The organism is Falsochrobactrum ovis, assembly GCF_003259955.1.
In the GTDB taxonomy this organism is placed as follows: Bacteria; Pseudomonadota; Alphaproteobacteria; order Rhizobiales; family Rhizobiaceae; genus Brucella; species Brucella ovis_A.
Genome location: NZ_QLMK01000003.1, coordinates 231,742 through 255,960, shown reverse-complemented (window position 1 = coordinate 255,960; position 24,219 = coordinate 231,742). Strand labels below are relative to the sequence as shown.

Here is a 24,219-nt window from a genome sequence, read left to right as displayed (position 1 = left end):
GAAAGCCCCTGACACAGGGTCAGGAGCTCTATTATGGACACAGGCGATAACGCCTGTGCCGACCAATGTCCGGACTGACTTCTTAGAAGTCCATTCCGCCCATTCCGCCCATGCCGCCAGGCATGCCAGCAGGAGCAGCATCCTTTTTCGGCAGTTCGGCAATCATTGCTTCCGTGGTGATCAGCAGGCCAGCAACCGAAGCTGCGTTCTGCAGAGCAGTACGGACAACCTTGACCGGGTCAACAACACCAGCCTTGATCAGGTCACCATATTCACCATTGGCAGTGTTGTAGCCGAAGGTTTCGGATTCGTTTTCAAGGATTTTGCCGACGATGATCGAAGCTTCTTCACCAGCGTTGGTCGTGATCTGGCGGGCAGGAGCCTGCAAAGCGCGACGAACAATGTTGATACCAGCTTCTTGATCAGCGTTTGCACCTTTCGAGGTGATCTTGACCGAAGAGCGCAGAAGTGCAGTACCGCCACCAGGAACGATGCCTTCTTCAACCGCAGCGCGGGTTGCGTTAAGAGCATCGTCAACGCGGTCTTTCTTCTCCTTCACTTCGACTTCAGTTGCACCGCCAACGCGGATTACTGCAACACCGCCAGCGAGCTTAGCCAGACGTTCCTGAAGCTTTTCGCGATCATAGTCCGAAGTGGTTTCTTCGATTTGCTGCTTGATCTGACCAACGCGAGCGTCGATTTCAGCCTTCTCACCAGCACCATCAACGATGGTGGTGTTTTCTTTGGTGATCGAAACTTTCTTGGCGCGGCCAAGCATGTCGAGCGTGACGGTTTCGAGCTTGATGCCGAGATCTTCGGAGATGACCTGACCGCCGGTGAGGATCGCGATGTCTTCGAGCATTGCCTTGCGGCGATCGCCGAAGCCAGGTGCCTTAACAGCAGCAATCTTCAGGCCACCGCGCAGCTTGTTGACAACGAGGGTTGCCAAGGCTTCGCCTTCAACATCTTCAGCAATGATGACGAGTGGCTTGGAGGTCTGAACAACAGCTTCGAGAACTGGCAGAAGAGCCTGAAGGTTCGAAAGCTTCTTTTCGTGCAGAAGGATGTATGCGTCTTCCAGATCCGCAACCATCTTTTCTGGGTTGGTTACGAAATATGGCGACAGGTAACCGCGATCGAACTGCATGCCTTCAACGACTTCGAGTTCGGTTTCAGCGGTCTTGGCTTCTTCAACCGTGATGACGCCTTCATTGCCGACTTTCTGCATTGCATCAGCGATCATCTTGCCGATTTCGGCTTCGCCGTTGGCGGAAATGGTACCAACCTGTGCAACTTCTTCAGAAGTGTTGATCTTGGTTGCTTTGCTAAGCAGATCAGCGACAACTTCATTAACGGCCATATCAATGCCGCGCTTGAGGTCCATCGGGTTCATGCCAGCAGCAACAGCTTTTGCGCCTTCCTGAACGATAGCCTGACCAAGAACAGTAGCGGTAGTGGTACCGTCACCTGCAGTGTCATTGGTCTTGGAAGCTACTTCGCGCAGCATCTGTGCGCCCATGTTTTCGAACTTATCTTCAAGTTCGATTTCCTTGGCAACCGATACACCGTCCTTGGTGATGCGCGGAGCGCCAAAGGATTTGTCGATAACAACGTTACGGCCTTTAGGGCCAAGCGTTACTTTAACAGCATCTGCAAGGATATCGACGCCGCGCAGCATTTTTTCGCGCGCTGTACGACCGAATTTTACTTCTTTAGCAGCCATTGTTTTCTCTCCTGGGAATTTCCCGGTCAGATTATGGTGATTACTTTAAGGATGACGGCCAATTAACCGATGATACCGAGAATGTCGGATTCCTTCATGATCAGCAGATCTTCACCGCCGATTTTCACTTCGGTACCTGACCACTTGCCGAAAAGGATCTTATCGCCAGCTTTGACTTCCAGAGGGATCAGCTTGCCAGCTTCATCGCGCGCACCAGCGCCAACAGCTACGATTTCGCCTTCCTGTGGCTTTTCCTTAGCGGTGTCAGGGATAATGATGCCGCCAGCAGTCTTTGCTTCCGATTCGACGCGACGCACGACAACGCGGTCGTGAAGCGGACGGAAATTGATCTCAGCCATGGTATAACCCTTGGTGTTGTAGATGTTGAACCTATCGAGCCGACCGGCTCGCGCTGTTAGCACTCACACGCAGCGAGTGCTAACGTGTTTCCGAGATAGAATTTCATTGCTGGTTTGTCAAGGATGGATGGTGGCTTTTCCCGAGTGGATGAGCGCTTTTTCAGGCCCAGAAATCGCCGGAAAATCGGGGCAATTTATTGATATGGAAATCGCTAACACAGAATACAAGAACAGGGTGCTTGTGAACGCCACTAACGCCTTTGTTGGTTAACGATAGATGATCATTATGAGCCTTGCTCTGAATGAACATTTTAAGTCATTCGCGCCTGTGTGGTGACATGTCGGTCGAGTTGGGTTAAGGAAGCCCCGTCGTGCGCGCTGTAGCGTGTGCCAAATTCTAGCGGCCAGCCATTGCATTTGCGATTGGGCCTCCAACCATTGCTGGCGCAAGCCGGATTAGCAGACTGAGGATTGTGATGAAATTGCCCGTGTGCCTGGACGATCTTACGGACGGTTATGATGCTCTTTTCTGTGATGTCTGGGGCGTTTTGCATAATGGTGTTGAATCATTTCCTAGCGCAATTGCGGCTTTAAAGCGTGCGCGGGAAAAAGGCCTTACCGTTATTCTTGTGACCAATGCGCCGCGGCCATATCCAAGCATTGCTGCGCAAATTTCTCTGCTTGGTGTTCCTGATGATGCTTATGATCATATTGTTACGTCCGGTGACGTAACCCGTGATCTGATTGCGGAGGGCCCGCGCAAGGTGCTGCATATTGGCAGTGAGCGCGAGCTTGCCATTTATGATGGCCTTGATGTGGAACTGGTCGAGGAATTTGAAGCTTCTGGTGTTGTCTGCACCGGTCTTTACGATGATGAAACAGAAACGCCTGAAGATTATACGGAATTGTTGAAGCGTTTGCGTTCTCGCAACTTGCCGTTCATTTGTGCCAATCCCGATATAATGGTGGAGCGTGGAACGCGTCTTATCTGGTGTGCTGGGGCATTGGCGCGCGATTATGGCCAGCTTGGCGGTCGTATGTTGATTGCAGGTAAGCCGCATCGTCCGATTTATGAAGCGGCAATGAAGGCGGTTACCGAAATTCGTGGGCAAGCGGTGGATAAGTCGCGCATTCTTGCCATTGGCGATGGAGTGCTTACCGACGTTAAAGGCGCTGCGGATTATGGCACCGATGTGCTTTATATTTCCGGCGGCGTGCACGCTGCGGATTATTCCACAGACGGCAAGATTGATCATGATGCGATGGAAAAGTTTTTGCAAAAGCACGGCAATGCTCCCGTCGCCTCTCTTTATGCACTTGTCTGACGGTTTTGCGAGTTGCTTTCGCCCATGAAGACAGAAATCCAGCGCGTTGCAGAAACAGCTTCCTTTCCAAAGGAACTTCGGGGCTGTGTGGTTGCTATTGGTAATTTCGATGGCGTGCATCGCGGTCATCAGGCAGTGCTTGATCGTGCGCTGGAGCTAGCGCAAGAACAGGATCGCCCGGCGGTGGTGCTGACTTTCGAGCCTCATCCGCGCAGCTTTTTCCGGCCAGATGAACCTGTTGAGCGGTTAACGGATGCAGGTGAAAAAGCCGAGATTTTGCGGGTTATGGGGTTTGATGCGGTGGTTGAGCAGGCATTTACTGCGCAATTTGCCGGAATTTCCGCAGAGGAATTTATCCAGCGCATTCTCGTTGAGCAGTTAGGCGCGCAATGCGTGGTTGCTGGTTATGATTTTCATTTCGGCAAAGCGCGGCGTGGTACCCCCGAGTTTTTGCAAAAAGCGGGGGAGGCGTCCGGCTTTAAGGTCTCGCTTGTGGATGCTTATCATGATGAGGGCGGAGATATCGTATCCTCAACCCGCATCCGTTCATTGCTTTGCGATGGCGAAATAACTCAAGCCTCGGGTCTTTTGGGCTATCGCTATCGGGTGAGCGGCGAAATCATTCATGGCAAAAAGCTCGGTCGGACGCTTGGTTTTCCCACCGCCAATATGGCTGTAGAAGGCCATGTCAGCATGAAATACGGCATTTATGCCGTGCGTTTCAGGCGTGCAAACGGAACACTTTATGACGGCGTTGCAAGTCTTGGCCGTCGGCCAACCGTTACCAGCAACGGTGTTCCGCTGTTAGAGACGTTTCTTTTCGATTTTTCCGGTGATCTTTATGGCGAGATTTGTGCTGTTTCGTTTTTTGGTTTTTTGCGGGGTGAAGTAAAATTCGATGGCCTTGAGCCACTTATTGCGCAAATGAAGCGGGATGAAGAAGAGGCGCGCGCGCTTCTCAGTGGAGTGCAGCCAATTTCAGCGCTGGATCAGATACTGTCTTTTGACGCGCAATCTGATCTATAACGACATGATTGGTGAAATTTCAGATGATCCCTGGCAAGTTTCTTGCCATCTACCTCTTTATTCCTGCCAAACTGGTTGCTAAAAGCGAGCCCATGATGATGGATTTTCGGCAAGTTATAATACGAATTATTGGCCCGGCCTTCCTTTAAGCCTTGATCGCCCTGCCTGATGGCAGCGCATGGCAGGAAGGTCCGGGATCGAACGGCTGCGACCGTCGCAGTTCATCTGTTTCAGACTTCTGCCCGCTTATGCGGGATTGACAGGCAAACATAAAATGACCGAAACCACCGCCAAGATTGATTATTCCAAAACCCTCAACCTGCCGCAAACGGAGTTTCCGATGCGCGCTGGCTTGCCTGCACGAGAGCCTTTGCTGGTGCAGCGCTGGGAGGAAATGAACCTTTACAAAAAGCTGCGCGAAGACGCCAAAGATCGTCCTCTCTATGTGCTGCATGATGGCCCACCCTATGCCAATGGCAGTATTCATATTGGCCATGCGCTCAATAAAATTTTGAAGGATGTGATCACGCGCTCGTTCCAAATGCGCGGTTACAATTCAAATTACGTTCCGGGTTGGGATTGCCATGGATTGCCGATTGAGTGGAAAATCGAAGAAAAATATCGTGCGCAGGGCAAGAACAAGGACGAGGTAGCAATCAACGAATTCCGTAAGGAATGCCGTGAATTCGCTTCGCATTGGATCAAAGTCCAGACTGAAGAATTCAAACGCCTCGCTATTTGCGGTGATTTTGAAAACCCCTACACAACCATGGATTTTCATGCGGAAGCGCGGATTGCGGGCGAGCTGCTAAAATTTGCATCTTCCGGCCAGCTTTATCGCGGCTCAAAGCCGGTGATGTGGTCTGTGGTCGAACGCACAGCATTGGCGGAAGCAGAAGTCGAATATCACGATGTTGAATCGGATATGATCTGGGTGAAATTCCCGGTCGCGACTGCTGGTGATCTGGCGGGAACCTATGTTGTTATCTGGACGACCACACCTTGGACAATCCCGGGCAACCGCGCTGTCGCCTATTCGCCAAATGTTGAATATGGGCTTTATGAAGTCACGGAAGCGGTAAATGATTTTGGGCCGCAGGCCGGTGAAAAGCTGATTTTTGCCGATCAATTGGCAGGAGAATGCTTTGCTAAGGCAAAGCTTGAGTTCAAGCGTATTCGCAGTGTGAATACTGACGAACTTAATAACATAACACTGGAGCATCCGCTTAAAGGTTTTGGTGGCGGATATGAATTTATCGTTCCGCTGATCGCTGGTGATCACGTTACCGACGATGCAGGTACGGGCTTTGTCCACACCGCTCCCAGCCATGGCCGTGAAGACTTTGATGTTTGGACCGACCATGCGCGGGAACTAGAAGCGCGCGGCATCGACCCCGCCATTCCTTTCCCGGTTGATGATGCTGGTTTCTACACCAAGGACGCACCGGGATTTGGTCCGGACCGTGAAGGCGGCCCAGCACGTGTTATCGATGATAATGGCAAGTCGGGTGATGCTAATAAATCGGTCATTGCTCAGCTTATCGCGTTCGATAAACTATTCGCACGTGGCCGGCTGAAGCACTCCTACCCGCATTCCTGGCGCTCGAAAAAACCGGTCATCTTCCGCAACACGCCGCAGTGGTTCGTCTATATGGACAAGGACCTTGGTGACGGCACTACACTTCGTTCGCGTTCGCTCAAGGCGATTGACGATACACGTTTTGTACCTTCTGCAGGCCAGACACGTCTGCGGGCGATGATTGAAAGCCGTCCGGATTGGGTACTGTCGCGTCAACGTGCATGGGGTGTGCCGATCTGCGTTTTTGTCGATGAAGATGGCAATATCTTGCAGGATGAAGCGGTCAACAAACGTATTCTTGAAGCATTCGAGGCAGAAGGTGCGGATGCTTGGTTTGCTGATGGTGCACGGGAGCGTTTCCTTGGGGACCGCGCAAGCGAAGCTTGGGTACAAGTCCGCGATATTCTCGACGTGTGGTTTGATTCTGGCTCCACCCACACATTCACCCTTGAAGACCGTCCGGATATGAAATGGCCAGCGGATGTCTATCTGGAAGGGTCCGATCAGCATCGGGGCTGGTTCCATTCTTCTCTTCTCGAAAGCTGCGGAACGCGCGGACGCGCACCTTATGATGCTGTCATCACTCATGGTTTCACCATGGATGAGCACGGCAAGAAAATGTCAAAATCGCTTGGCAATACGGTTACACCACAGGATGTGATCAAGGATTCCGGCGCTGATATTTTGCGTCTGTGGGTCATGACCACCGACTATTGGGAAGATCAGCGGCTTGGTAAAAACGTCATCAAGACCAATATTGATGCCTACCGCAAGCTGCGTAATTCGATCCGCTGGATGTTGGGCACATTGGCCCATGATGAAGGTGAAAATGTCGAATATAGCAAGCTGCCCGAACTCGAACGGCTGATGCTGCATCGTCTGGCAGAACTCGATGAACTGGTTCGTACGGGCTATGATGCGTTTGATTTCAAGCGGATTTCCCGCGCTCTGATCGATTTTATGAATGTTGAACTGTCGGCATTTTATTTCGATATCCGCAAGGACGCACTTTATTGCGATGCGCCCTCAAGCTTGCGTCGTAAGGCGGCTCTTCAGACCGTGCGCGAGATCTTTGACCGCGTGACCACATGGCTGGCCCCGATGCTTCCATTCACCATGGAAGAAGCCTGGCTTGATCGTTACCCGCAGGCATCATCCGTCCATTTGGAGCAGTTCCGCAACATTCCAGCTGAGTGGCGCGACGAGGTGCTGGCGCAGAAATGGCGCAAAGTTCGCAATGTTCGTCGTGTGGTCACCGGTGCACTGGAGCTGGAACGTGCCGATAAGCGGATCGGTTCTTCACTGGAAGCGGCGCCGACTGTTTATATTGCGGATAAGAGCTTGCGTGATTCGCTTGCTGGCCTCGATTTTGCTGAGATCTGCATAACCAGTGACATTAAAGTCGTGGATATGGAAGCGCCCGCAGATGCGTTTACGCTGGATGAAGTGAAGGGGGTAGCGGTTGTGCCAACACCTGCAACCGGGCAGAAATGCGCGCGTTCATGGCGTTATACAACGGATGTCGGGTCCGACCCGGAATTCCCTGATGTTTCAGCGCGTGATGCAGCCGCATTGCGTGAATTGAAAGAATTAGGCAGGCTTGAATAGTGCTTAATTGAAGTATGGGCGTGTGCGGAGCCCATACTTCTTTTATGGCAGGGCTTGTCTTATCCATGCTCGCCGTGATGAAATGGCAGGAAATATCGCGATTGCCGCAAGGGTTGCTCTGATGTAAAAGCACTCCTTGAATGAAGGTGCAATCTGCCTTGGAGTTGCCCGTTTTGTGCGGCAAGGGTAAGAAAAGCTCAAACCGTGATCAGGGCGAGCGTAAAAGAAGTGGCGCTTATGAAGATTGAACGAGTTCTGGTATTAATGACAGCGGTGGGAAGCCTTACGCTTGCTGGCTGCGTGTCATCGCCGACATATGGTACCGACAAAACAGCGGGCGCCCAGCTCCTTGATGACGTTTCGAACATGGCGAGCTTTGGTCAGGGCAAAAACAAAGAGCGCATCAATTATAAACCGCGTCCGGAACTTGTCCGTCCTGGAGATGGAGAGAAGGCGGTTTTGCCTCCTCCGCAGCAAAGTGTTGCCAGCGCTGGCGATCCATCGTGGCCCGAATCGCCAGAAGAGCGGCGTAAGCGTCTCCGCGATGAAATCACGGCAAATCGCGATAATCCTAATTTTGTTTCGCCGATTGAACAGGATGGGGTAACTTCATCCGGTAACCGACCGTTGCTGGCAAGCGGCAGCAGTCGCCGGGAAGATTATGCCACCCGCACTCCTACGGCCGATCCTGCCCGTGTTGCTGCTTTAAAAAAAGCACGCGCCGAGCAGACGCACGGTTCATCGACCACTCGCCGTTATCTGAGCGAGCCGCCCTTGACCTATCGAGAGCCAGCCCCAACCGCCGCAGCTGGGGATTTGGGCAAAGATGAGGCTCAAAAAGAGCGTGAACGGAAAAGGGCCGCCGGTGGTGGAAGCAAAGGCTGGCGTGATTACATGCCGTGGAATTAAATTCACAAATTCTAGCCTGAGGATCTCAGTTTTGCAGCGCCGCAAAGGGTGCAATCTGGGAATGATTGGGTGAAATATGACCGATGAGCATTTTGCCCTGTTCTAAGGCTAGCTGCCCCTTCGCTAAGGGATGATATAGGGCGATTAATGACGTGCAGTCCGTAATGATCGTCGGCGCTAGATTATCGTTTGTCTTGGAAAAAATCCTTGAGGATCAGCCGAGATTGTTCTTCAGCGAACCCGGAATAAGTGTCGGGAACGTGATGGCAGGTGGCTTGCGTATAAAAACGAGGCCCGTGCTCAACACCGCCACCTTTGGGGTCTGATGCACCGTAATAAAGCCGCCTTATCCGGGCGAAGGAAATGGCGGCAGCGCACATGGCGCAGGGCTCAAGCGTGACGTAAAGATCGCATTCGATCAGCCGTTCCGATTGCAATATCCGGCCTGCCTCCCGTATTGCCAACATTTCCGCATGGGCGGTGACGTCATTTAATTCGCGCGTTCTATTGCCCGCTTGGGCGATAATTTGCCCTTCGCGCACGATAACCGCGCCGATTGGTACTTCTCCACGAGCGCCCGCAGCGTTAGCCTCTTCCAAGGCTAAATCCATGGCAGTTAGAGATTTAATCGATGATATCGCCGGTTTCTTTTTCACCTCGACCTCATTTCTTGATCTGAGCGGAAATTTTACTCGCAAGCTCTTGAGTGATTTGTTACTGCATAAGTTCCGAAATCGAAACCGATTTGCGAAGAGATTTATACGGCGCAGGTGATCCCCATTGTTGTCGGCCGAATTATTAACGGCGAGACACCACCGCAGCGCAGCTGAGAGGCCAACACCAAATGAGTACAGACGACGATAATAAGGGCGGAAAACGCCCGCCTCATGGACGAGGTGAAAAGCGGGGTGGGGAACGCGGTGATGGTGGAGCGCGTAAGCGCGCTACCCCATCCAGATCTGCTCCCCGCTCCTTTGATGATGCCGCAGATGTGGGCGAACGCATTGCCAAGCGGCTTGCGCGGGCAGGCATTGCGTCACGGCGCGATGCAGAAATGATGATCTCCGCGGGCCGAATTGCCGTCAACGGTAAAGTGCTGGAAAGCCCGGCGGTGAACGTTCTGCGCACCGATAAGATTACAGTTGATGGTAAGCTTATTAAACCTACAGAGCGCACTCGATTGTGGCTTTATCACAAGCCTGCCGGGCTTGTAACGACCACGCGCGACCCGGAAGGTCGTCCGACGGTTTTTGATGCTTTGCCGGAGGGAATGCCCCGCGTTCTCTCTGTAGGCCGGCTAGATATCAATACCGAAGGGCTATTGTTGCTCACCAATGATGGTGGCCTCTCACGGGTGCTTGAACTTCCATCAACGGGCTGGTTACGTCGTTATCGGGTTCGTGCGCATGGCAAGGTCACACAGGCTGAGCTTGACGAATTGAAAAACGGTATCGCGGTCGATGGCGTATTCTATGGGGCGGTGGAAGCCACATTGGAACGGGAACAGGGCGCCAATGTCTGGTTGTCGGTGGGCCTGCGCGAAGGGAAAAATCGGGAAGTTAAGAATATTCTCGGCGCTTTAGGGCTTACGGTCAGCCGTTTGATCCGCATTTCCTTTGGTCCATTCCAGCTCGGCGATCTTGAAGAAGGTGCAGTGAGAGAAATTCGCGGACGGACTTTGCGCGATCAGCTCGGCGAACAGCTTGTTCAGGAATCGGGTGCCGATTTTGATGCGCCAATCCACAATGAATTCTCTAATTCCGCAGTTCAAGGATTAACGCGCCGCGAAGTTGAGGTCTCTCAAGCCGATAGTGATCGTCGCGGGCCGAAAGAACGTGAATGGATCTCTAGCTCTCCTCAACGCCGGAAAGGCCGGGAAGCGAAAACGGAAAAAATCGAACCGCGTCGCCGTGGCAATACAAATGTTTGGATGGCTCCGGGTGCGCGTCCTCTGGGCGAGAAAGCTGCAGCTCGATCAGCGGCGCGCTTAAACCCTTTGACCCCGCATCGCCCAGCCAAACCAAGTGGGGATATGAAGTTACGCCCGCGTCGCGAAAATGATGAAGAGCAAGTTCGCCGTACGCCTCGCGATAATGAAGGGCGTCGCCGTGCCCCACAGGATGAAGAAACGCGGTCGCGACGCTCAGAGACGTCGGGTGAACAGCGTCCAAAGCGCTTAGGTAAGCGCGAGCGTGCAGAAGCAAAATCAGATTTTGCTGGGCGCTCTACTGGCCGATTTGAAGACCGCAAATTTGGAAAACCCGCAAGCCAGCGCGATGAACCGCGTCCAGCAGGTCGGGGAAAAGGTAGCGCTAGCGATAAGGGTCGACCAAACCAAGGCCCGAAAGGCGCGGGCAAAGGACCGGACCGGGGCGGAAACCGTCCAAATGGCGGAAAGCCACGAGGTAGACCAGGAGGCGGCGGTGCGGATCGTCGGAGGTAAGTTTCGGGGTCGGCCGCTAGTAACACCGGCCAATTCTTCCATCCGTCCGACAACCGATCGTACCCGGGAAAGCCTGTTTAATATTTTGGCTCATAGTTTCTCCGGTAAGGTTGAAGATGCGCGCGTTCTTGACCTGTTTGCCGGTACGGGAGCGCTGGGGCTTGAGGCCTTGTCGCGTGGTGCCCGCTATGCAATCTTTGTCGAAGAATCGGCAGAAGGCCGCGGATTATTGCGGCAAAATGTGGAAGCGTTCAGCTTGCAGGGACATAGCAAGATTTTGCGTCGCGATGCGACGCGGCTGGGCGACAGAGGCACAATCGAACCTTTCGATCTTGTGTTTGCTGATCCGCCATATGGACGCCGAATGGGTGAAAAAGCGCTTTTATCGGCGCTGGAAGGCGGATGGCTTAATCCTGATGCGCTTTTGGTGCTTGAAGAGGATGCGGAGGCTTCATTAGCTTTGGACGATAGATTCGTCGTGCACGAAGAACGTAATTATGGTGGAACGATTATCCGTTTCATTCGCTGGAAGTCTGATTAAATACTTCCGCTAAATGCAATTCATCCGGCCCACTTCTAGGTGGGACGTTAATGGGAGATGTCGTTTGGTGCAAAAGTTTTCCGCCCGGCTCTTTTTCTCAGCACTAAGTGTGTCTTGTGCTTTATCGTTCAGCACGATGTCTGCATTCGCACAAGAGGCAGCCCCGGCAACCAATAAGACTGCCGAAGCCGCGCCAGCAGCAGCTTTGCCGAAAATCGAATTATCGGATGATGTAGCCAGTTTCACGCTTGATAACGGCCTCAACGTAGTGGTTATTCCTGATCATCGAGCGCCCGTTGTCACGCAAATGATCTGGTATCATGTAGGATCCGCAGATGAGGGGCCTGGGAAAACAGGTATTGCACATTTTCTTGAACATTTAATGTTCAAAGGTACTAAAAATCATCCTATCGGCGAGTTTTCAGCCCAAGTTGCGGCTATTGGCGGGCAGGAAAATGCCTTCACCTCATATGATTATACGGCCTATTTTCAAAGGGTTGCTTCGGACGCGCTTGAAATGGTCATGTCATATGAAGCTGACCGTATGGCTAATCTGATCCTGGATGAAGAAGCAGTAAAAACCGAGCGAGAAGTTATTATTGAAGAGCGCCGGATGCGGGTGGATTCAAACCCGGCAGCAATGTTGATGGAAAATACGGATGGCGTACTTTTCTATAATCACCCTTATCGAAATCCGGTGATTGGCTGGAGGCAAGAGCTTGAGCAGCTCGGTCTTGAAGATGCAATTAATTTCTATGAACAATATTATACGCCTAACAATGCAACCTTGATAATTACGGGCGATGTGACGCCCGAACGCGTCCGTGAGCTGGCGATGAAAACATGGGCGAAGGTGCCGCGCCGGGCAGAAGTTCTGCCGCGAGAACGACCTCAAGAGCCCGCCAAACATGCTGCACGTGTGGTTAGCTTGCACGATGATCGGGTTAGTACGCCGTCATTTCGCATTTCATGGCTGGTGCCGTCTTATTCCAATGAGAAACGCTTTCCCAATGCAAAGGAAGGCGATGCGCCAGCACTTGATTTGCTAGGCGAAATTCTTGGCGGCTCGCTTCGCTCGCGTCTCTATCAAGAATTAATCGTAAAGCAGGGCGTTGCCGCAAATACGGGCGCAAGCTACGGCGGTGATGCGCTCGATGATGGTACATTTTCGGTCTATGGTTCGCCCCAGAACGGAAAGACGTTAGCTGAAGTTGAGCAAGCGGTGCGGGCAGAAATAGAGCGTATTATTCGTGATGGTGTCTCCGAGACTGAGCTTGATCAGGCACGCAATCGCTATCTCAAGGCAGTAATTTTTGCCCGCGATAGTCAGGCGGGTATGGCTCGGATTTACGGTTCATCTCTTTCAATCGGACAAACGATTGAAGATATTCAAAATTGGCCCGAAATTATCAAGGCTGTGACAGTTGAACAAATAAAAGATGTGGCCACGCGTTATCTGGTCGAGGATCAATCGGTAACAAGTTACTTATTGCCTCCTAACACGGAGCCGGAAAACGCTCGGGACAATCCCGATATGTCGTCTGATACAGACAGCGGAATAGATGCAGGGGGCGCAACCCAATGAATGGCATGATGCGTAAGTTTGATAAATTGCCGCTCGCTTCACGTCTTGTGATCGGCGCTCTGTTCGTCATTCTGACGGCGTTTAGCCTGCCAGCGAAAGCTATTGAAATTCAGGAAGTGGTCTCGCCCAAAGGTATCCGTGCTTGGTTGGTTGAAGATAGATCCGTTCCGCTCGTTTCTATGAAATTTGCCTTTGAAGGCGGCACTTCTCAGGATCCTATTGGCAAGGAAGGTCTTGCTAATTTGATGACCGGACTTTTTGACGAAGGCGCAGGCGACCTTGATTCAGATAGTTTTCAAGAACGTATCGACAATCTCGGCGCAGAAATGAGTTTTTCCGCTTCGGCTGATTCCGTATCGGGCAGCGTGCGCATGCTGGAAGAAAATCGCGATGCAGTGACCAATCTTGTCGCATTGGCGGTTAATAAGCCTCGGTTTGATCAACCGGCCATCGACCGAATTCGCCAACAAATTGTTGCCAGCATTGAGGCTTCCCAACGCAATCCTTCCACGATTGCATCACGAAAATTCTCTGAAGTTCTTTATGGAGACCATCCCTATGGTCGGCCGGACGAGGGAACGGTTAAGTCCTTAGAAACAATCAGTCGCGACGATCTTGTTGATTTTCATCGTAAAAATTTCGCACGTGATCATCTCACTATCGGGGTAGTGGGCGCAATAAATGCCGAAGAACTGGGCCAGATGCTCGACCGGATATTTGGCGATTTACCAGCCATGTCAGAATTGGTGCCAGTGCCGGATGCAAAGCTTGCACTTGGAACGACGACCAGCCTGAACTTTGATGTTCCGCAAACGTCGCTAAGCTTCGTTTACCCCGCGATTCCGCGCAAAGACCCGGAGTTTTTTGCAGCCTATCTGCTCAACCATATTTTGGGTGGAGGCTTTACCTCTCGTCTTTATGCGGAAGTGCGCGAAAAGCGCGGTTTGGCTTACTCCGTTTCGTCCCGTATGATGATGCGCGATCATGCCAACGCCTTGATGATCGCGACGGCAACAAGGCCAGAAAAAGCCCAAGAATCGCTCAAGATTATCCGAGAGCAAGTGGCAAAAATGGCTAATGAGGGACCGACAGAAGAGGAACTTGAGGCCGCGAAGAACTTTTTAAAGGGCTCTTATGCAGTCAATAATCTGACTTCGTCTGTTGCGATAGCTGATACTTTGGTGGGGCTGCAGGAGGCGGAACTTCCACGCGACTATATTGATAAACGTGCTGAGTTTATTGATGCAGTAACGCTTGAGGATGTGAAAGCAATTGCTAAGAAACTTCTCAATGCAGAACCTGCAATTCTTATTTACGGGCCCGCTCAATCATAAAAATCGGTTTGGAAAACAGCATGGATAAGAGCCAACCAACCAATCCCCGAATCGGTGTAGCCTTTGGCGGGGGTGGTGCGCGTGGTATTGCTCATATCCATGTCGTCGAAGTGCTTGAAGAACTTGGTTTGAAACCGGTTGCCCTTGCGGGCTCTTCCATTGGCTCGATCATTGGCACTGGCCTTGCCAGTGGTATGACTGGCAAAGATCTTCGCGATTATATGAGCGATATTTTTACCCATAGGGCTGAAATAGCGCGTCGTATCTGGCGGACGCGACCAGAACGCTGGGCAGAATTTCTCAAGGGCGGTTTCCGGGTCAGTCAATTTAGCATTGAAAAGGTTCTTGAGGCTTTCCTGCCGCCTGATTTGCCCATAAATATCGAAGATCTCCAAATTCCTTTAAGCATTACTGCATCGGATTTTCACGCTGCCAAGGAAGTCATTATCGAGAGCGGAGAGCTGCGTTCTGCTTTGGCTGCGTCTTGCGCCATTCCACCAGTTTTTCGCCCGGTCTGGCGAGACGGGCGGATTCTCGTGGATGGAGGTTTGTTCAATCCGGTTCCTTTTGACCTATTATTTGATAAAGCGGACATTGTGATTGGCGTGGATGTTGTCGGAACCCCAGTAGGCGCGGATGATTATATGCCTTCAACATTTGAGGCAGTTATCGGCAGCAATCAGTTGACGATGTGCGCCATCATGGAAAATAAATTCCGACTTCACCCGCCTCATATTTTCCTTCGTCCCAATGTCGAACGGATCGGGCTGCTCGATTTCACAAAGTTTGAACAGGTGCTTTCGCAAAGTGCAGGTGTGCGTGATGAACTCAAGCGTGCGCTGGACGTAGTTCTGACGTCAAGATAGACCATTCTTCCTGGGGATAATGCGGGACAATCTTGAAGAGCAAACCTATATAGGGGAAACGCCCTATTTGCTCATGATTTGGATATTATAATGATTTCAGACAATTCACCCGACACACTTATTGATTTTGCATCAAGGCTGGTTGATGCGGCTAAGCGCGCTGGCGCTGATCAGGCGGATGCGGTGGTTGTCCGAGCGCATTCGCTTAGTGTTTCAGTTCGGCTTGGCGCGGTTGAAGGAACGGAATCGTCTGAAAGCGATGATTTTGCATTGCGGGTGTTTGTTGGTCGGCGTGTTGCGAGCGTCTCTGCCAATGCGGGAAGTGATCCGGATCGGCTCGCTGAACGCGCGGTAGCTATGGCGCGGGTGGCCCCAGAAGATCCTTTCGAACAATTGCCGGATCCTGATCTTTTGGTGAAAAATCCACGTGATCTTGATTTGTTTGATCCGACGGAAGTTGACGCGGCCCGCTTGACGGAAGACGCGCTTGCTGCGGAAGCAGCAGCACGCGCCGTCGCTGGCGTGACCAATACTGGCGGGGCCGGTGCATCGGCCAGTTTAGGCGGATTGGTGCTGGTTACTTCGACGGGCTTTGTTGGGCATTATTCATCCACCCGTTTCGGACGCTCGGTTTCGGCGATTGCCGGCGAGGACACCAATATGGAGCGCGATTATGATTTCAGTTCGCGGCTTCATTTTGCCGATCTCGATACGCCCGAAGCAATCGGCAGGCGGGCGGGAGAACGTGCCGTGCGCCGGTTGGGTGCAAGAAAGGCGAAAACCGGACCAGTAACGGTTGTTTTCGAACAACGTCTGGCGCGTGGCATTGCAAGCCATTTGGCCAGTGCAATCAACGGCGCTTCGGTGGCGCGCAAAACGAGTTTTCTTCGCGATAGTCTGGGCAAACAGATTCTTCCGCAAGGAATGCAAGTGACGGATAATCCATTGCGTCTGCGCGGCGGGTCTTCACGTCCTTTTGATGGAGAGGGCATAGAAGGACAACCCCTGATGATGGTAGAGGATGGGGTGTTGCGACATTGGTTGCTGGGCGGGTCGAGCGCGCGCGAATTGGGTTTGCCGACTAACGGGCGCGGAGTGCGTTCTGGTTCAGGCGTTGTTCCTGCATCGACAAATTTTGCGATTGAACCGGGTACACAATCGCCGGAAGATTTGATCCGTTCCGTCGGTACCGGTTTTTACGTCACGGAGGTTTTTGGACGGGGTGTTGATATGATCACTGGCCAATATAGTCGCGGCGCTTCCGGTTTCTGGATTGAAAACGGAGAGCTTGCTTACCCTGTCAGCGAGGTTACAATTGCCTCTAACCTTAAAGACATGTTCCTCAATATGACACCGGCTTCTGATATTGATCGCAATTTCGGAATGACCGCACCGACACTCGTAATCGAAGGCATGACACTTGCCGGAAATTGAGAAACGAAGAGATATTCACGCCGAACTGGAATTGCTGCGCCATGCGGCGCGGGAGGCCGGTCGAATTGCTATGAATTATTTCGGTCAGTCCCCTGAAGTATGGCTGAAAGATGGGCGTTCGCCGGTGAGCGAGGCGGATATGGCTGTCGATGCCTATCTTCGGGAGGTTTTGCTTGAGGCGCGACCGGATTATGGTTGGCTTTCCGAAGAAACGGTTGATGACCGAGTCTCTGCAACCCGGCAACGGACCTTCGTTGTCGATCCGATTGATGGAACGCGAGGGTTTATCGCGGGTCAGGACCAATGGTGCATCAGCGTTGCGATCATTGAAAACGGCAGGCCGCTGGCGGGGGTATTGCAATGCCCTGCACGCGCTGAAGTGATTGAAGCGGGCAAGGGAATCGGTGCATTCCAGAACGGTATGCCCATACGCACCCATCTGCCGGCTGCTGGCGAAAAGCTTATCATCGCATCACCCCGCCGTATGGTTGATACGCTGCCACCGGCATGGCGGGAGCGCGTCACGATGCAGGCCTATGTGCCTTCTTTGGCCTATCGGATAGCGATGGTAGCGCGTGGCGAAGTTGCAGGCACCTTCATTCGGCCAAATTCAAATGATTGGGATCTGGCGGCGGCTGATCTCATTCTTGCGGAGGCGGGCGGGGCTATCCTTGGTGATAACGCTTTGCCTCTTATATTTGGAAGTACGCAATCATCACACGGAGCTCTTGTGGCTGCGAGTGGAAATCTCCTACAGGAGATGTTGAATGTTGTAGCAGAGTGGCCTCTGGGCTAATGATGCTGCGAACCAATTATGTAAGGGATATTATTGTTATGAGTGCCGAAGGCGACAAGAAACAGCTTCTTCATCTGGTATTTGGCGGGGAGCTGAAAACGCTCGGATCCGTGGAGTTTCGTGATCTAGATCAGCTCGATATTGTCGGCATTTATCCCGATTACGAAACCGCAAAAAGAGCCTGGGCAGCTAAGGCGCAGCAAACGGTTGATAATGCCCATATGCGGTATTTTATCGTTCACATGCACCGTTTGCTTGATCCGGATAACCCAGAAAACACGGCAGCTTAAAGCCGCTTGTTGAGATGCCGGGGCGCTGAGCATCTTTTAAAACGCCTCTAACACCCCGGCAGCAATTGTATGAGTGATAACCCAAATAGTCAGGCAAGGTCTGCGAAGCCGCAGCGCCGCGAGGGCCTCTTCAAGAAGTTTTGGAGGCGCATACGTGGTCCGCTTGCTCGGTCGGAAACGGTCAAATCTCTGCTGGTTTGGCTAATCGTTGGCTATTTGAAGTTGGTTTTCAAGACCAATCGGCCTCTTGAAAAATCGACGGATCCCGAGACGGTAACCCGTCCGTTTTCGCCATTTATTGTCACTTTCTGGCATGGTCAGCATCTGATGGCGCCTTTCATTAGGCCATCGGGCGAAGACGTTGTATCGATGTTTTCGCGCAGCGCCGATGCCGAGTTGAATGCTAAAGTTGCGGAAAAACTCGGGCTAATTATCGTGCGTGGATCGGGCGGCCGGCGCAATTCGGCCAGCTCTAATAAGGGCGGAGCGCGCGCTTTATTGACGCTAAAAAATGCACTGATTAAAGGCCAATCTGCATCAATGATTGCAGATATAGCGCATGGTGGCGCACGAGAAGCTGGACAAGGTATTATTTTACTTGCGAAACTCTCGCGTAGACCGATTATACCTGTTGCCTATGCTTTTTCACGCAGACATGTTTTGGAAAAGACATGGGACAAAACCACAATTCCCTTACCGTTTGGCCGTTCTATGATTGTATGCGGTGAGCCAGTATGGGTAGATGCCGATGCCGATGAGGCTCAATTGGAAGAAAAGCGGATGGAATTGACGCGCCAGCTCAACGATGCGACCGCGAAAGCTTATACCGCATTGGAGAATGCGAAATGAGTGAACGCTGGGCAAGAAACATGTTATCGGCCTACCGCTTCCTCGGTTCTGCGGCCTATCCTTTTATCGGGCCCTATCTTGCTTATCGCACATCGCGAGGAAAAGAAGAGCGCGCGCGCCGAGGCGAGCGCTATGGAAAAACCAATATTCCCCGTCCGCAAGGACCGGTGATTTGGGCACATGCAGCGAGTGTGGGCGAGTCGGTCGCGATGACCCCTCTGGTGGAAACCATTGCTTCCACCGGTATTCATATTGTCATGACCACGGGTACAGTAACATCCGCTCAGCTCGTCGCGGATCAGCTGGGTTCTAAAGTCATTCATCAATATGCTCCGCTGGATTTAAGGCCTGCGGTGAATAAATTTCTTGATCATTGGAAACCCGATCTTGTGATCGGTTGTGAATCGGAAATCTGGCCCACCACCATTCTCTCCGTGGGTGCGCGCCATATTCCGCATGTCTTGGTCAATGGACGATTATCCGACCGGTCATTCGCTGCATGGCAGAAACGCCCCGAACTGGCGGAAGCGCTGTTTGAAAACTTTGCCCATGTTATTGCTCAATCTGAGCTGGATGGTGAACGTTTTCGCAAATTGGGTGCAAGACCCGTGACCGTATCGGGCAATTTGAAAGTGGATACCGCACCTGCGGCAGCGGATCAGCAAGCTTTGGCGGATTTACAACGACAGATCGCGGGCCGCCGCACATGGGCGGCAATTTCCACTCATGAAGGTGAGGAAGAAATCGCCGCCGAAGTCCATAAAATGCTACAGGTGCGCTATCCTCATCTGGTCACGATTATCGTACCGCGCCACCCGGCCCGAACTCCGGAAATTCTCGCAATGTTGGCAGAAAAGGGGTTAAAAGTCGCGCAGCGAAGCACCGGCGATATTATTGATGGCGAGACGAATATTCTTTTAGGCGATACAATCGGCGAAATGGGCCTTTATCTTCAGCTGACAGAAATCGCCTTCATCGGCAATTCATTGACAAAAGAAGGTGGTCATAATCCGCTTGAGCCAGCGATGATGGGGACGGCGGTATTAACTGGCCGAAATGTTCAGAATTTCCGGGAATCTTTCCAGCGACTGATCAAAAATGGCGGCGCGCGGGTGGTAAAAGATCGCAACATGCTCGCCGGTGCGATCAACTTTTTGTTTAATAATCCGCAACATTTGCGATCAATGATCAATGCCGGTGCCAACACTGTTAAAGATATGCGCGGCGCGCTTGATCGCACGCTGCTTGCATTAGAACCATTTATCCAGCCGCTAATTTTGCAAGCACAATTACCAGATAATAATAACGGGCTTGCCGTTGTGTCGGGCAGACGGTGATATGGTGGGCGACGCTCCACCATTCTGGTGGGAAAAGCCAGATTGGCGTGCAAGGCTACTGACCCCCTTAGCGGGGATTTACGGTGCAGTGTCACGAAGGCGGCTCGTTAAATCGGTCCCACCAAAAGTGGCTGCGCCGGTACTTTGTATTGGGAATTTTACCGTTGGCGGAGCGGGCAAGACGCCCACTGCGATCGCTATCTCCAAAGCTGCTTTGAAACATGGTTTGAAGCCGGGAATTGTCTCCCGCGGATATGGCGGCAAATATAAAGGCTTGCATCTGGTTGATCCGGAAAACGACACTGCGCATTATGTGGGGGATGAACCGCTATTGCTTGCGCGCCACGCTCCGGTTGTTCTCAGCGCGAACCGATATAGGGCTGCGAGCCATTTAATTGAACAAGGCTGCAATTTTATTGTTATGGATGACGGCTTTCAGAGCGCGCGCCTTCACATGGATTTTGCACTTCTCGTGGTCGATTCCATGCGAGGCATTGGAAATGGCAGGGTCATCCCAGCCGGGCCATTGCGGGCACCGCTAATAGATCAACTGCGGAAGACCGATGCACTTTTGCGTATTGGATCGGGTGGGGAGGCGGATTTTGTTCTACGGCAAGCATCGCGCGCTGGACGCCCCACCTATGATGCACAACTTATCCCTTCCTCTGCAAAGCTTATAGCCGGGCAAAAATGGCTGGCCTTTGCAGGGATCGGAAATCCGGAAAAGTTTTTTGCAAGTGTTCGGCAGGCGGGCGGGAAAATCGTCGACACCTGCATATTTCGAGATCATCATCTTTATCTTCTGGACGAAATCAAAGCCTTGGTTAGCCAGGCAGAGCGGGGGAATTTGGGGTTAATTACCACCGCCAAAGATTATGTACGCATAGCGACTATGCCTGGCTTGCCGGAGACTGTTCTTGACAGAATAACGGTTCTGGATGTCGAACTCGAATTTGATCGCAAAGAAGCGGTCGATCTGATTATCAAAACCACAATAGAGCGTTATCGGTCGCGGATAGCGTGTTAAACTGACGCCGCGTTGAACTATTCCGCCTGATGAGAGTTGGCAGCTGCCACAACGGGTCTGCGAGGTTTCAGAGGCTGAACGACTTCAAATCTCGGTGCGGGTGGCGTCAATCCATAATTTCTGATGGCAGAATCAACCGCCATTAAAATGGCATCTCTGCAATCAATATCGTCGACAAAACTCGGCACCCAATAGCGAATTGCATAACTCACCCCTTCGGGATCATAGGAAAGGGTGCGCACGTCTGGTTCACGCGATTGCATGATAATTGGCGTAGATTTAGCCGCTTCAGATAAGATCTGTTTCGCTGTCTCAACGGGGATCTCGTGTCCGAGAATTACTTCCACACTCGCTCGATAATGTTTGCGAGGAGCGCTGTAATTGGTCAGTCGCTGCCGCGAAATCTGGCTATTGGGCAGGATCATATAGGTATCATTGCGCGTTGCTAGACGGGTAGTTCGCCAGCCAATCTCAATGACGCGGCCGCGGATTGTGCCGTCAAACTCCACCCAGTCGCCGATGCGAAACGGCGCTTCTAGCCCTAAAGCTATCCCTGAAAAAACGTCTGCAAGTACGTTACGAATTGCAAAGCCCAAAATAGCAATAATCAGACCGGAACTTGCGAGCGCACCACCTGCGGACTGTCCCAAAAGCATGGCGACGGTGGCAAAGGTTGCAGTCAGAAATAATGCGGCCGTAATCAGCTCACGCAACAATTTTGGGGATTTGCGCCGGTCGGGAGATGTTCGTTTTAAGGATGAGCCGATTAGCCGAGCTGCCAACCATGCGGCGGAATAATAAATACCCGCAACGCTCAATTTTCTAAGGCCGCTCAGATCAACATGCTGAGCAAGGTGCTGAGCCAAAAGATCGTGGAAAAGATAGATTGCTACGCAAATAGCGAGTGTAACTGTCGGGGAAATGAATAAGTAATAATTTGTTTTGTCTTTCAAATAGTGTCTCCATCCTGATAGTTGGCCACAGATCCGCATGTGCCAGCGGAATTGGTTCTAGCGATTTGCCAGACCAGCCCGCTACACAATGAAAGCAGCCCGCGCAGAGCGATGCGCAGGCGGCATTCCATCAAATTGAGAAAACCTGTAAGCTATTACAGGTGTTATATCATTTATTCCCCGTCGACACAATTATCCCATGGCGGGGCGCGGAGGCTGTCTTTGGGGGGCGACACTATCATTCTCAATAATTTGTTGCTTACAAGGCCCTAAAAAGGCCTAAGAAGGCGTAGCCCACCTAACTCTATCGCCATAAGAGGATATGCGGATGAATATCAAAGCCCAACCGCCAAAAATTTCTATCGCTGAACGACAGCAGCGACTGGCAAGATTGCGCCTCGTACTAGAAAAACAAGGTATTGGGGCAATTTTGCTCGGTTCCACTGAAAGTCTTTTCTATTATACTGGGCTAAGTTGGCAGGCGAGTGAGCGTTTTTTGGGCGCTATCATCACTCCGACTGAACTTATTTATATTGTGCCAGCATTCGAGCTTAGTCGCGTGCAAAGCATGCCACATCTTCCAGGCGATATTCGCATCTGGCAGGAAGAAGAAAATAGCGCGGCTTTAGTGGCATCGCTGCTCAAACGGAATGAGTTGCTCGCCATTGATGATGCCGTGCCGCTATTTGTTTATAATGCATTGAAGCAAGAACTGGGTGCAGAACGACTGCTCGACGGTGGGCCGATCATTCGCGAGCAAAGGATTTGTAAAAGCGCTGCGGAAATCGAAATTATTCAATATGCCATGGATCTCACTATGGAGGTCCAGCGACGGGCATATGATTATATCCGCCCGGGCGTTTCGGCTTCCGAAGTTGTGCGTTTTATTGATGAACAGCACCGCGCACTAGGCTCTACGGGGTCAAGCTTTTGTATCGTTTCTTTTGGGGTGGTAACCTCGCTGCCACATGGCGCAGAGGGCGAGCAGTTTTATCAGTCTGGCGATGTTATTCTCGTCGATACAGGGTGCCGCATTGATGGTTATCATTCCGATATTACGCGCACCTATATGAAAGACCCGGCAGATGATGAATTTGCGCGCATCTGGGCTATTGAGCGTGAGGCGCAACAAGCCGTGTTTGAGGCCGCGCAACTTGGGGTCGCATGTTCCGATTTGGATACGGCAGCGCGCGCAGTGCTTGTCAAACACGGCCTAGGACCGGATTATAAATTGCCTGGTCTTCCACATCGGGCAGGTCATGGGCTGGGGCTTGAAATCCATGAGGCGCCCTACATTGTTCGTGGAAATTCATTGCCGCTGACGGAAGGCATGTGCTTTTCCAATGAACCGATGGTTGTCCTGCCGGACCGGTTCGGCGTAAGGTTGGAGGATCATATTTTCATGACAGCCGAAGGGCCGCGATGGTTCACCTTACCTGCAAAAAGCCCGACCGAACCCTTTGGCCATCCTCACGCGCCTGAAAAGGATCAGCAATGACGAAGCGGACAAGCTCCAGTGTGAGTGAGCGCAAGCGCGGATCAGGCGTAAAAATGGTTTATGACCTGCTGCGCGACGAAATACTGGATCTGGTTTTGCCGCCGGGCAGTCCTATCGATGAGGTGCAACTGGCTGAGCGGTTTAACGTGTCGCGCACACCCATTCGTGAGGCTTTGGTACGACTGGCGAGTGAGGGGCTGATCGATACGCTGCCTAATCGCACGACATTGGTATCGAATATCGATTTTCTGAATATGCATACATATTTCGATGCGCTCACTTTGATGTATCGTGTGACGACCCAACTTGCTGCTAAAAATCACAGGCCCGAAGACTTGGAAATTATTGCCGCCCATCAGGTTGAGTTTGCGGCTGCGGTAGAGGCGCAAGATGCATTGGCGATGATCTCGACCAATGCCGCCTTCCATTTCGCAATAGCTGAAGCGGGGCGAAATCCTTATTTTGCAGGGCTTTTCAAACGGTTGCAGGATGAAGGTCGGCGCATATTGCGCCTTTATTATCAGTCTTATGAAGATCGCCTTCCCAAACGTTTTGTCGAAGAACACGAAGAAATCATCTCTGCAATTTCTAATCGTGATACGAAATTGGCCGAGGAACTTGCTCGCGCCCATGCAGAACAAATTGTCAATCAGGTGCAGAAATTGGTCATGCGAGGGGATCGCCTTGAAATAAGCATTTAGCTATGCATTTTTTATGTCGACAAATAAAATACAAAG

21 protein-coding genes are annotated in these 24,219 nt (G+C 51.8%); 17 read left to right on the top strand and 4 right to left on the bottom strand.

Translation table 11 applies throughout. From position 1 onward, the window contains the following. Window positions 1-82: 82 nt before the first annotated feature. Together groL and groES are read right to left on the bottom strand one after the other, a co-directional pair. On the bottom strand, window positions 83-1,723 hold the full coding sequence (gene groL, locus C7374_RS06740; protein WP_111574838.1) for a chaperonin GroEL: 1,641 nt from the start codon (window positions 1,721-1,723) through the stop codon (window positions 83-85). 62 nt (window positions 1,724-1,785) lie between these two features. Continuing rightward, on the bottom strand, window positions 1,786-2,082 hold the full coding sequence (gene groES, locus C7374_RS06735) for a co-chaperone GroES (protein ID WP_111574964.1): 297 nt from the start codon (window positions 2,080-2,082) through the stop codon (window positions 1,786-1,788). A gap of 476 nt (window positions 2,083-2,558) precedes the next feature. Between groES and C7374_RS06730 the strand changes: the two genes are divergently transcribed. From C7374_RS06730 to C7374_RS06715, 4 genes are all read left to right on the top strand, one after another. After that, complete coding sequence (locus C7374_RS06730; protein WP_111574837.1) at window positions 2,559-3,407, top strand: TIGR01459 family HAD-type hydrolase; 849 nt, start codon at window positions 2,559-2,561, stop codon at window positions 3,405-3,407. A gap of 24 nt (window positions 3,408-3,431) precedes the next feature. After that, window positions 3,432-4,433: a bifunctional riboflavin kinase/FAD synthetase gene (locus C7374_RS06725; protein WP_111574836.1), complete on the top strand. Its 1,002-nt coding sequence runs from the start codon at window positions 3,432-3,434 to the stop codon at window positions 4,431-4,433. 274 nt (window positions 4,434-4,707) lie between these two features. Then, window positions 4,708-7,620, top strand: coding sequence for an isoleucine--tRNA ligase (gene ileS / locus C7374_RS06720; RefSeq protein ID WP_111574963.1), 2,913 nt, complete (start codon window positions 4,708-4,710; stop codon window positions 7,618-7,620). A 237-nt stretch (window positions 7,621-7,857) separates the two neighbouring features. Next, complete coding sequence (locus tag C7374_RS06715; RefSeq protein ID WP_111574835.1) at window positions 7,858-8,529, top strand: hypothetical protein; 672 nt, start codon at window positions 7,858-7,860, stop codon at window positions 8,527-8,529. A 182-nt stretch (window positions 8,530-8,711) separates the two neighbouring features. Here the strand turns inward: C7374_RS06715 and C7374_RS06710 are convergent, their stop codons facing one another. After that, window positions 8,712-9,140, bottom strand: a complete 429-nt coding sequence (locus C7374_RS06710) for a nucleoside deaminase (protein WP_111574834.1) — start codon at window positions 9,138-9,140, stop codon at window positions 8,712-8,714. Window positions 9,141-9,373: 233 nt separating this feature from the next. On the opposite strand from C7374_RS06710, the gene C7374_RS06705 reads away from it, so the two are divergent. The 11 genes from C7374_RS06705 (at window position 9,374) to lpxK (ending at window position 21,031) form a co-directional block, all read left to right on the top strand. Continuing rightward, window positions 9,374-10,972 carry a pseudouridine synthase gene (locus C7374_RS06705; RefSeq protein ID WP_111574833.1) on the top strand — a complete coding sequence of 533 codons (1,599 nt, stop codon included), beginning with the start codon at window positions 9,374-9,376 and terminating at the stop codon, window positions 10,970-10,972. After that, window positions 10,917-11,513, top strand: coding sequence for a 16S rRNA (guanine(966)-N(2))-methyltransferase RsmD (gene rsmD, locus C7374_RS06700; RefSeq protein WP_111574832.1), 597 nt, complete (start codon window positions 10,917-10,919; stop codon window positions 11,511-11,513). The genes C7374_RS06705 and rsmD overlap by 56 nt, the downstream gene beginning before the upstream one ends. A 136-nt stretch (window positions 11,514-11,649) precedes the next feature. After that, window positions 11,650-13,098, top strand: a complete 1,449-nt coding sequence (locus C7374_RS06695) for a M16 family metallopeptidase (RefSeq protein ID WP_111574831.1) — start codon at window positions 11,650-11,652, stop codon at window positions 13,096-13,098. Further along, on the top strand, window positions 13,095-14,432 hold the full coding sequence (locus tag C7374_RS06690; protein ID WP_111574830.1) for a M16 family metallopeptidase: 1,338 nt from the start codon (window positions 13,095-13,097) through the stop codon (window positions 14,430-14,432). Before C7374_RS06695 ends, C7374_RS06690 begins: the two co-directional genes overlap by 4 nt. Before the next feature lie 20 nt (window positions 14,433-14,452). Further along, window positions 14,453-15,298 carry a patatin-like phospholipase family protein gene (locus C7374_RS06685; protein WP_111574829.1) on the top strand — a complete coding sequence of 282 codons (846 nt, stop codon included), beginning with the start codon at window positions 14,453-14,455 and terminating at the stop codon, window positions 15,296-15,298. A gap of 90 nt (window positions 15,299-15,388) precedes the next feature. Then, on the top strand, window positions 15,389-16,732 hold the full coding sequence (locus C7374_RS06680; RefSeq protein ID WP_111574828.1) for a TldD/PmbA family protein: 1,344 nt from the start codon (window positions 15,389-15,391) through the stop codon (window positions 16,730-16,732). Further along, window positions 16,719-17,528 (top strand): 3'(2'),5'-bisphosphate nucleotidase CysQ, encoded by an 810-nt coding sequence (locus tag C7374_RS06675; protein WP_111574827.1) that lies wholly within the window; start codon window positions 16,719-16,721, stop codon window positions 17,526-17,528. Before C7374_RS06680 ends, C7374_RS06675 begins: the two co-directional genes overlap by 14 nt. 38 nt (window positions 17,529-17,566) lie before the next feature. Then, window positions 17,567-17,818 carry a DUF4170 domain-containing protein gene (locus C7374_RS06670; RefSeq protein ID WP_111574962.1) on the top strand — a complete coding sequence of 84 codons (252 nt, stop codon included), beginning with the start codon at window positions 17,567-17,569 and terminating at the stop codon, window positions 17,816-17,818. A 69-nt stretch (window positions 17,819-17,887) separates the two neighbouring features. Next, window positions 17,888-18,667 (top strand): lysophospholipid acyltransferase family protein, encoded by a 780-nt coding sequence (locus C7374_RS06665; protein ID WP_111574826.1) that lies wholly within the window; start codon window positions 17,888-17,890, stop codon window positions 18,665-18,667. Beyond that, window positions 18,664-20,004, top strand: coding sequence for a lipid IV(A) 3-deoxy-D-manno-octulosonic acid transferase (gene waaA / locus C7374_RS06660; RefSeq protein ID WP_111574825.1), 1,341 nt, complete (start codon window positions 18,664-18,666; stop codon window positions 20,002-20,004). Before C7374_RS06665 ends, waaA begins: the two co-directional genes overlap by 4 nt. A gap of 1 nt (window position 20,005) precedes the next feature. Beyond that, window positions 20,006-21,031: a tetraacyldisaccharide 4'-kinase gene (gene lpxK, locus C7374_RS06655; protein WP_111574824.1), complete on the top strand. Its 1,026-nt coding sequence runs from the start codon at window positions 20,006-20,008 to the stop codon at window positions 21,029-21,031. Window positions 21,032-21,048: 17 nt separating this feature from the next. Here the strand turns inward: lpxK and C7374_RS06650 are convergent, their stop codons facing one another. After that, window positions 21,049-21,984 (bottom strand): mechanosensitive ion channel family protein, encoded by a 936-nt coding sequence (locus C7374_RS06650; RefSeq protein WP_245412595.1) that lies wholly within the window; start codon window positions 21,982-21,984, stop codon window positions 21,049-21,051. Between the two features lie 328 nt (window positions 21,985-22,312). Here C7374_RS06650 and C7374_RS06645 point away from each other — a divergent pair, with 328 nt between their 5' ends. Then, the gene (locus C7374_RS06645) at window positions 22,313-23,482 is read left to right on the top strand and encodes a M24 family metallopeptidase (RefSeq protein WP_111574822.1); all 1,170 of its coding nucleotides are present in this window, start codon (window positions 22,313-22,315) and stop codon (window positions 23,480-23,482) included. After that, window positions 23,479-24,183, top strand: a complete 705-nt coding sequence (locus C7374_RS06640) for a GntR family transcriptional regulator (RefSeq protein WP_111574821.1) — start codon at window positions 23,479-23,481, stop codon at window positions 24,181-24,183. The genes C7374_RS06645 and C7374_RS06640 overlap by 4 nt, the downstream gene beginning before the upstream one ends. Window positions 24,184-24,219 lie beyond the last annotated feature (36 nt).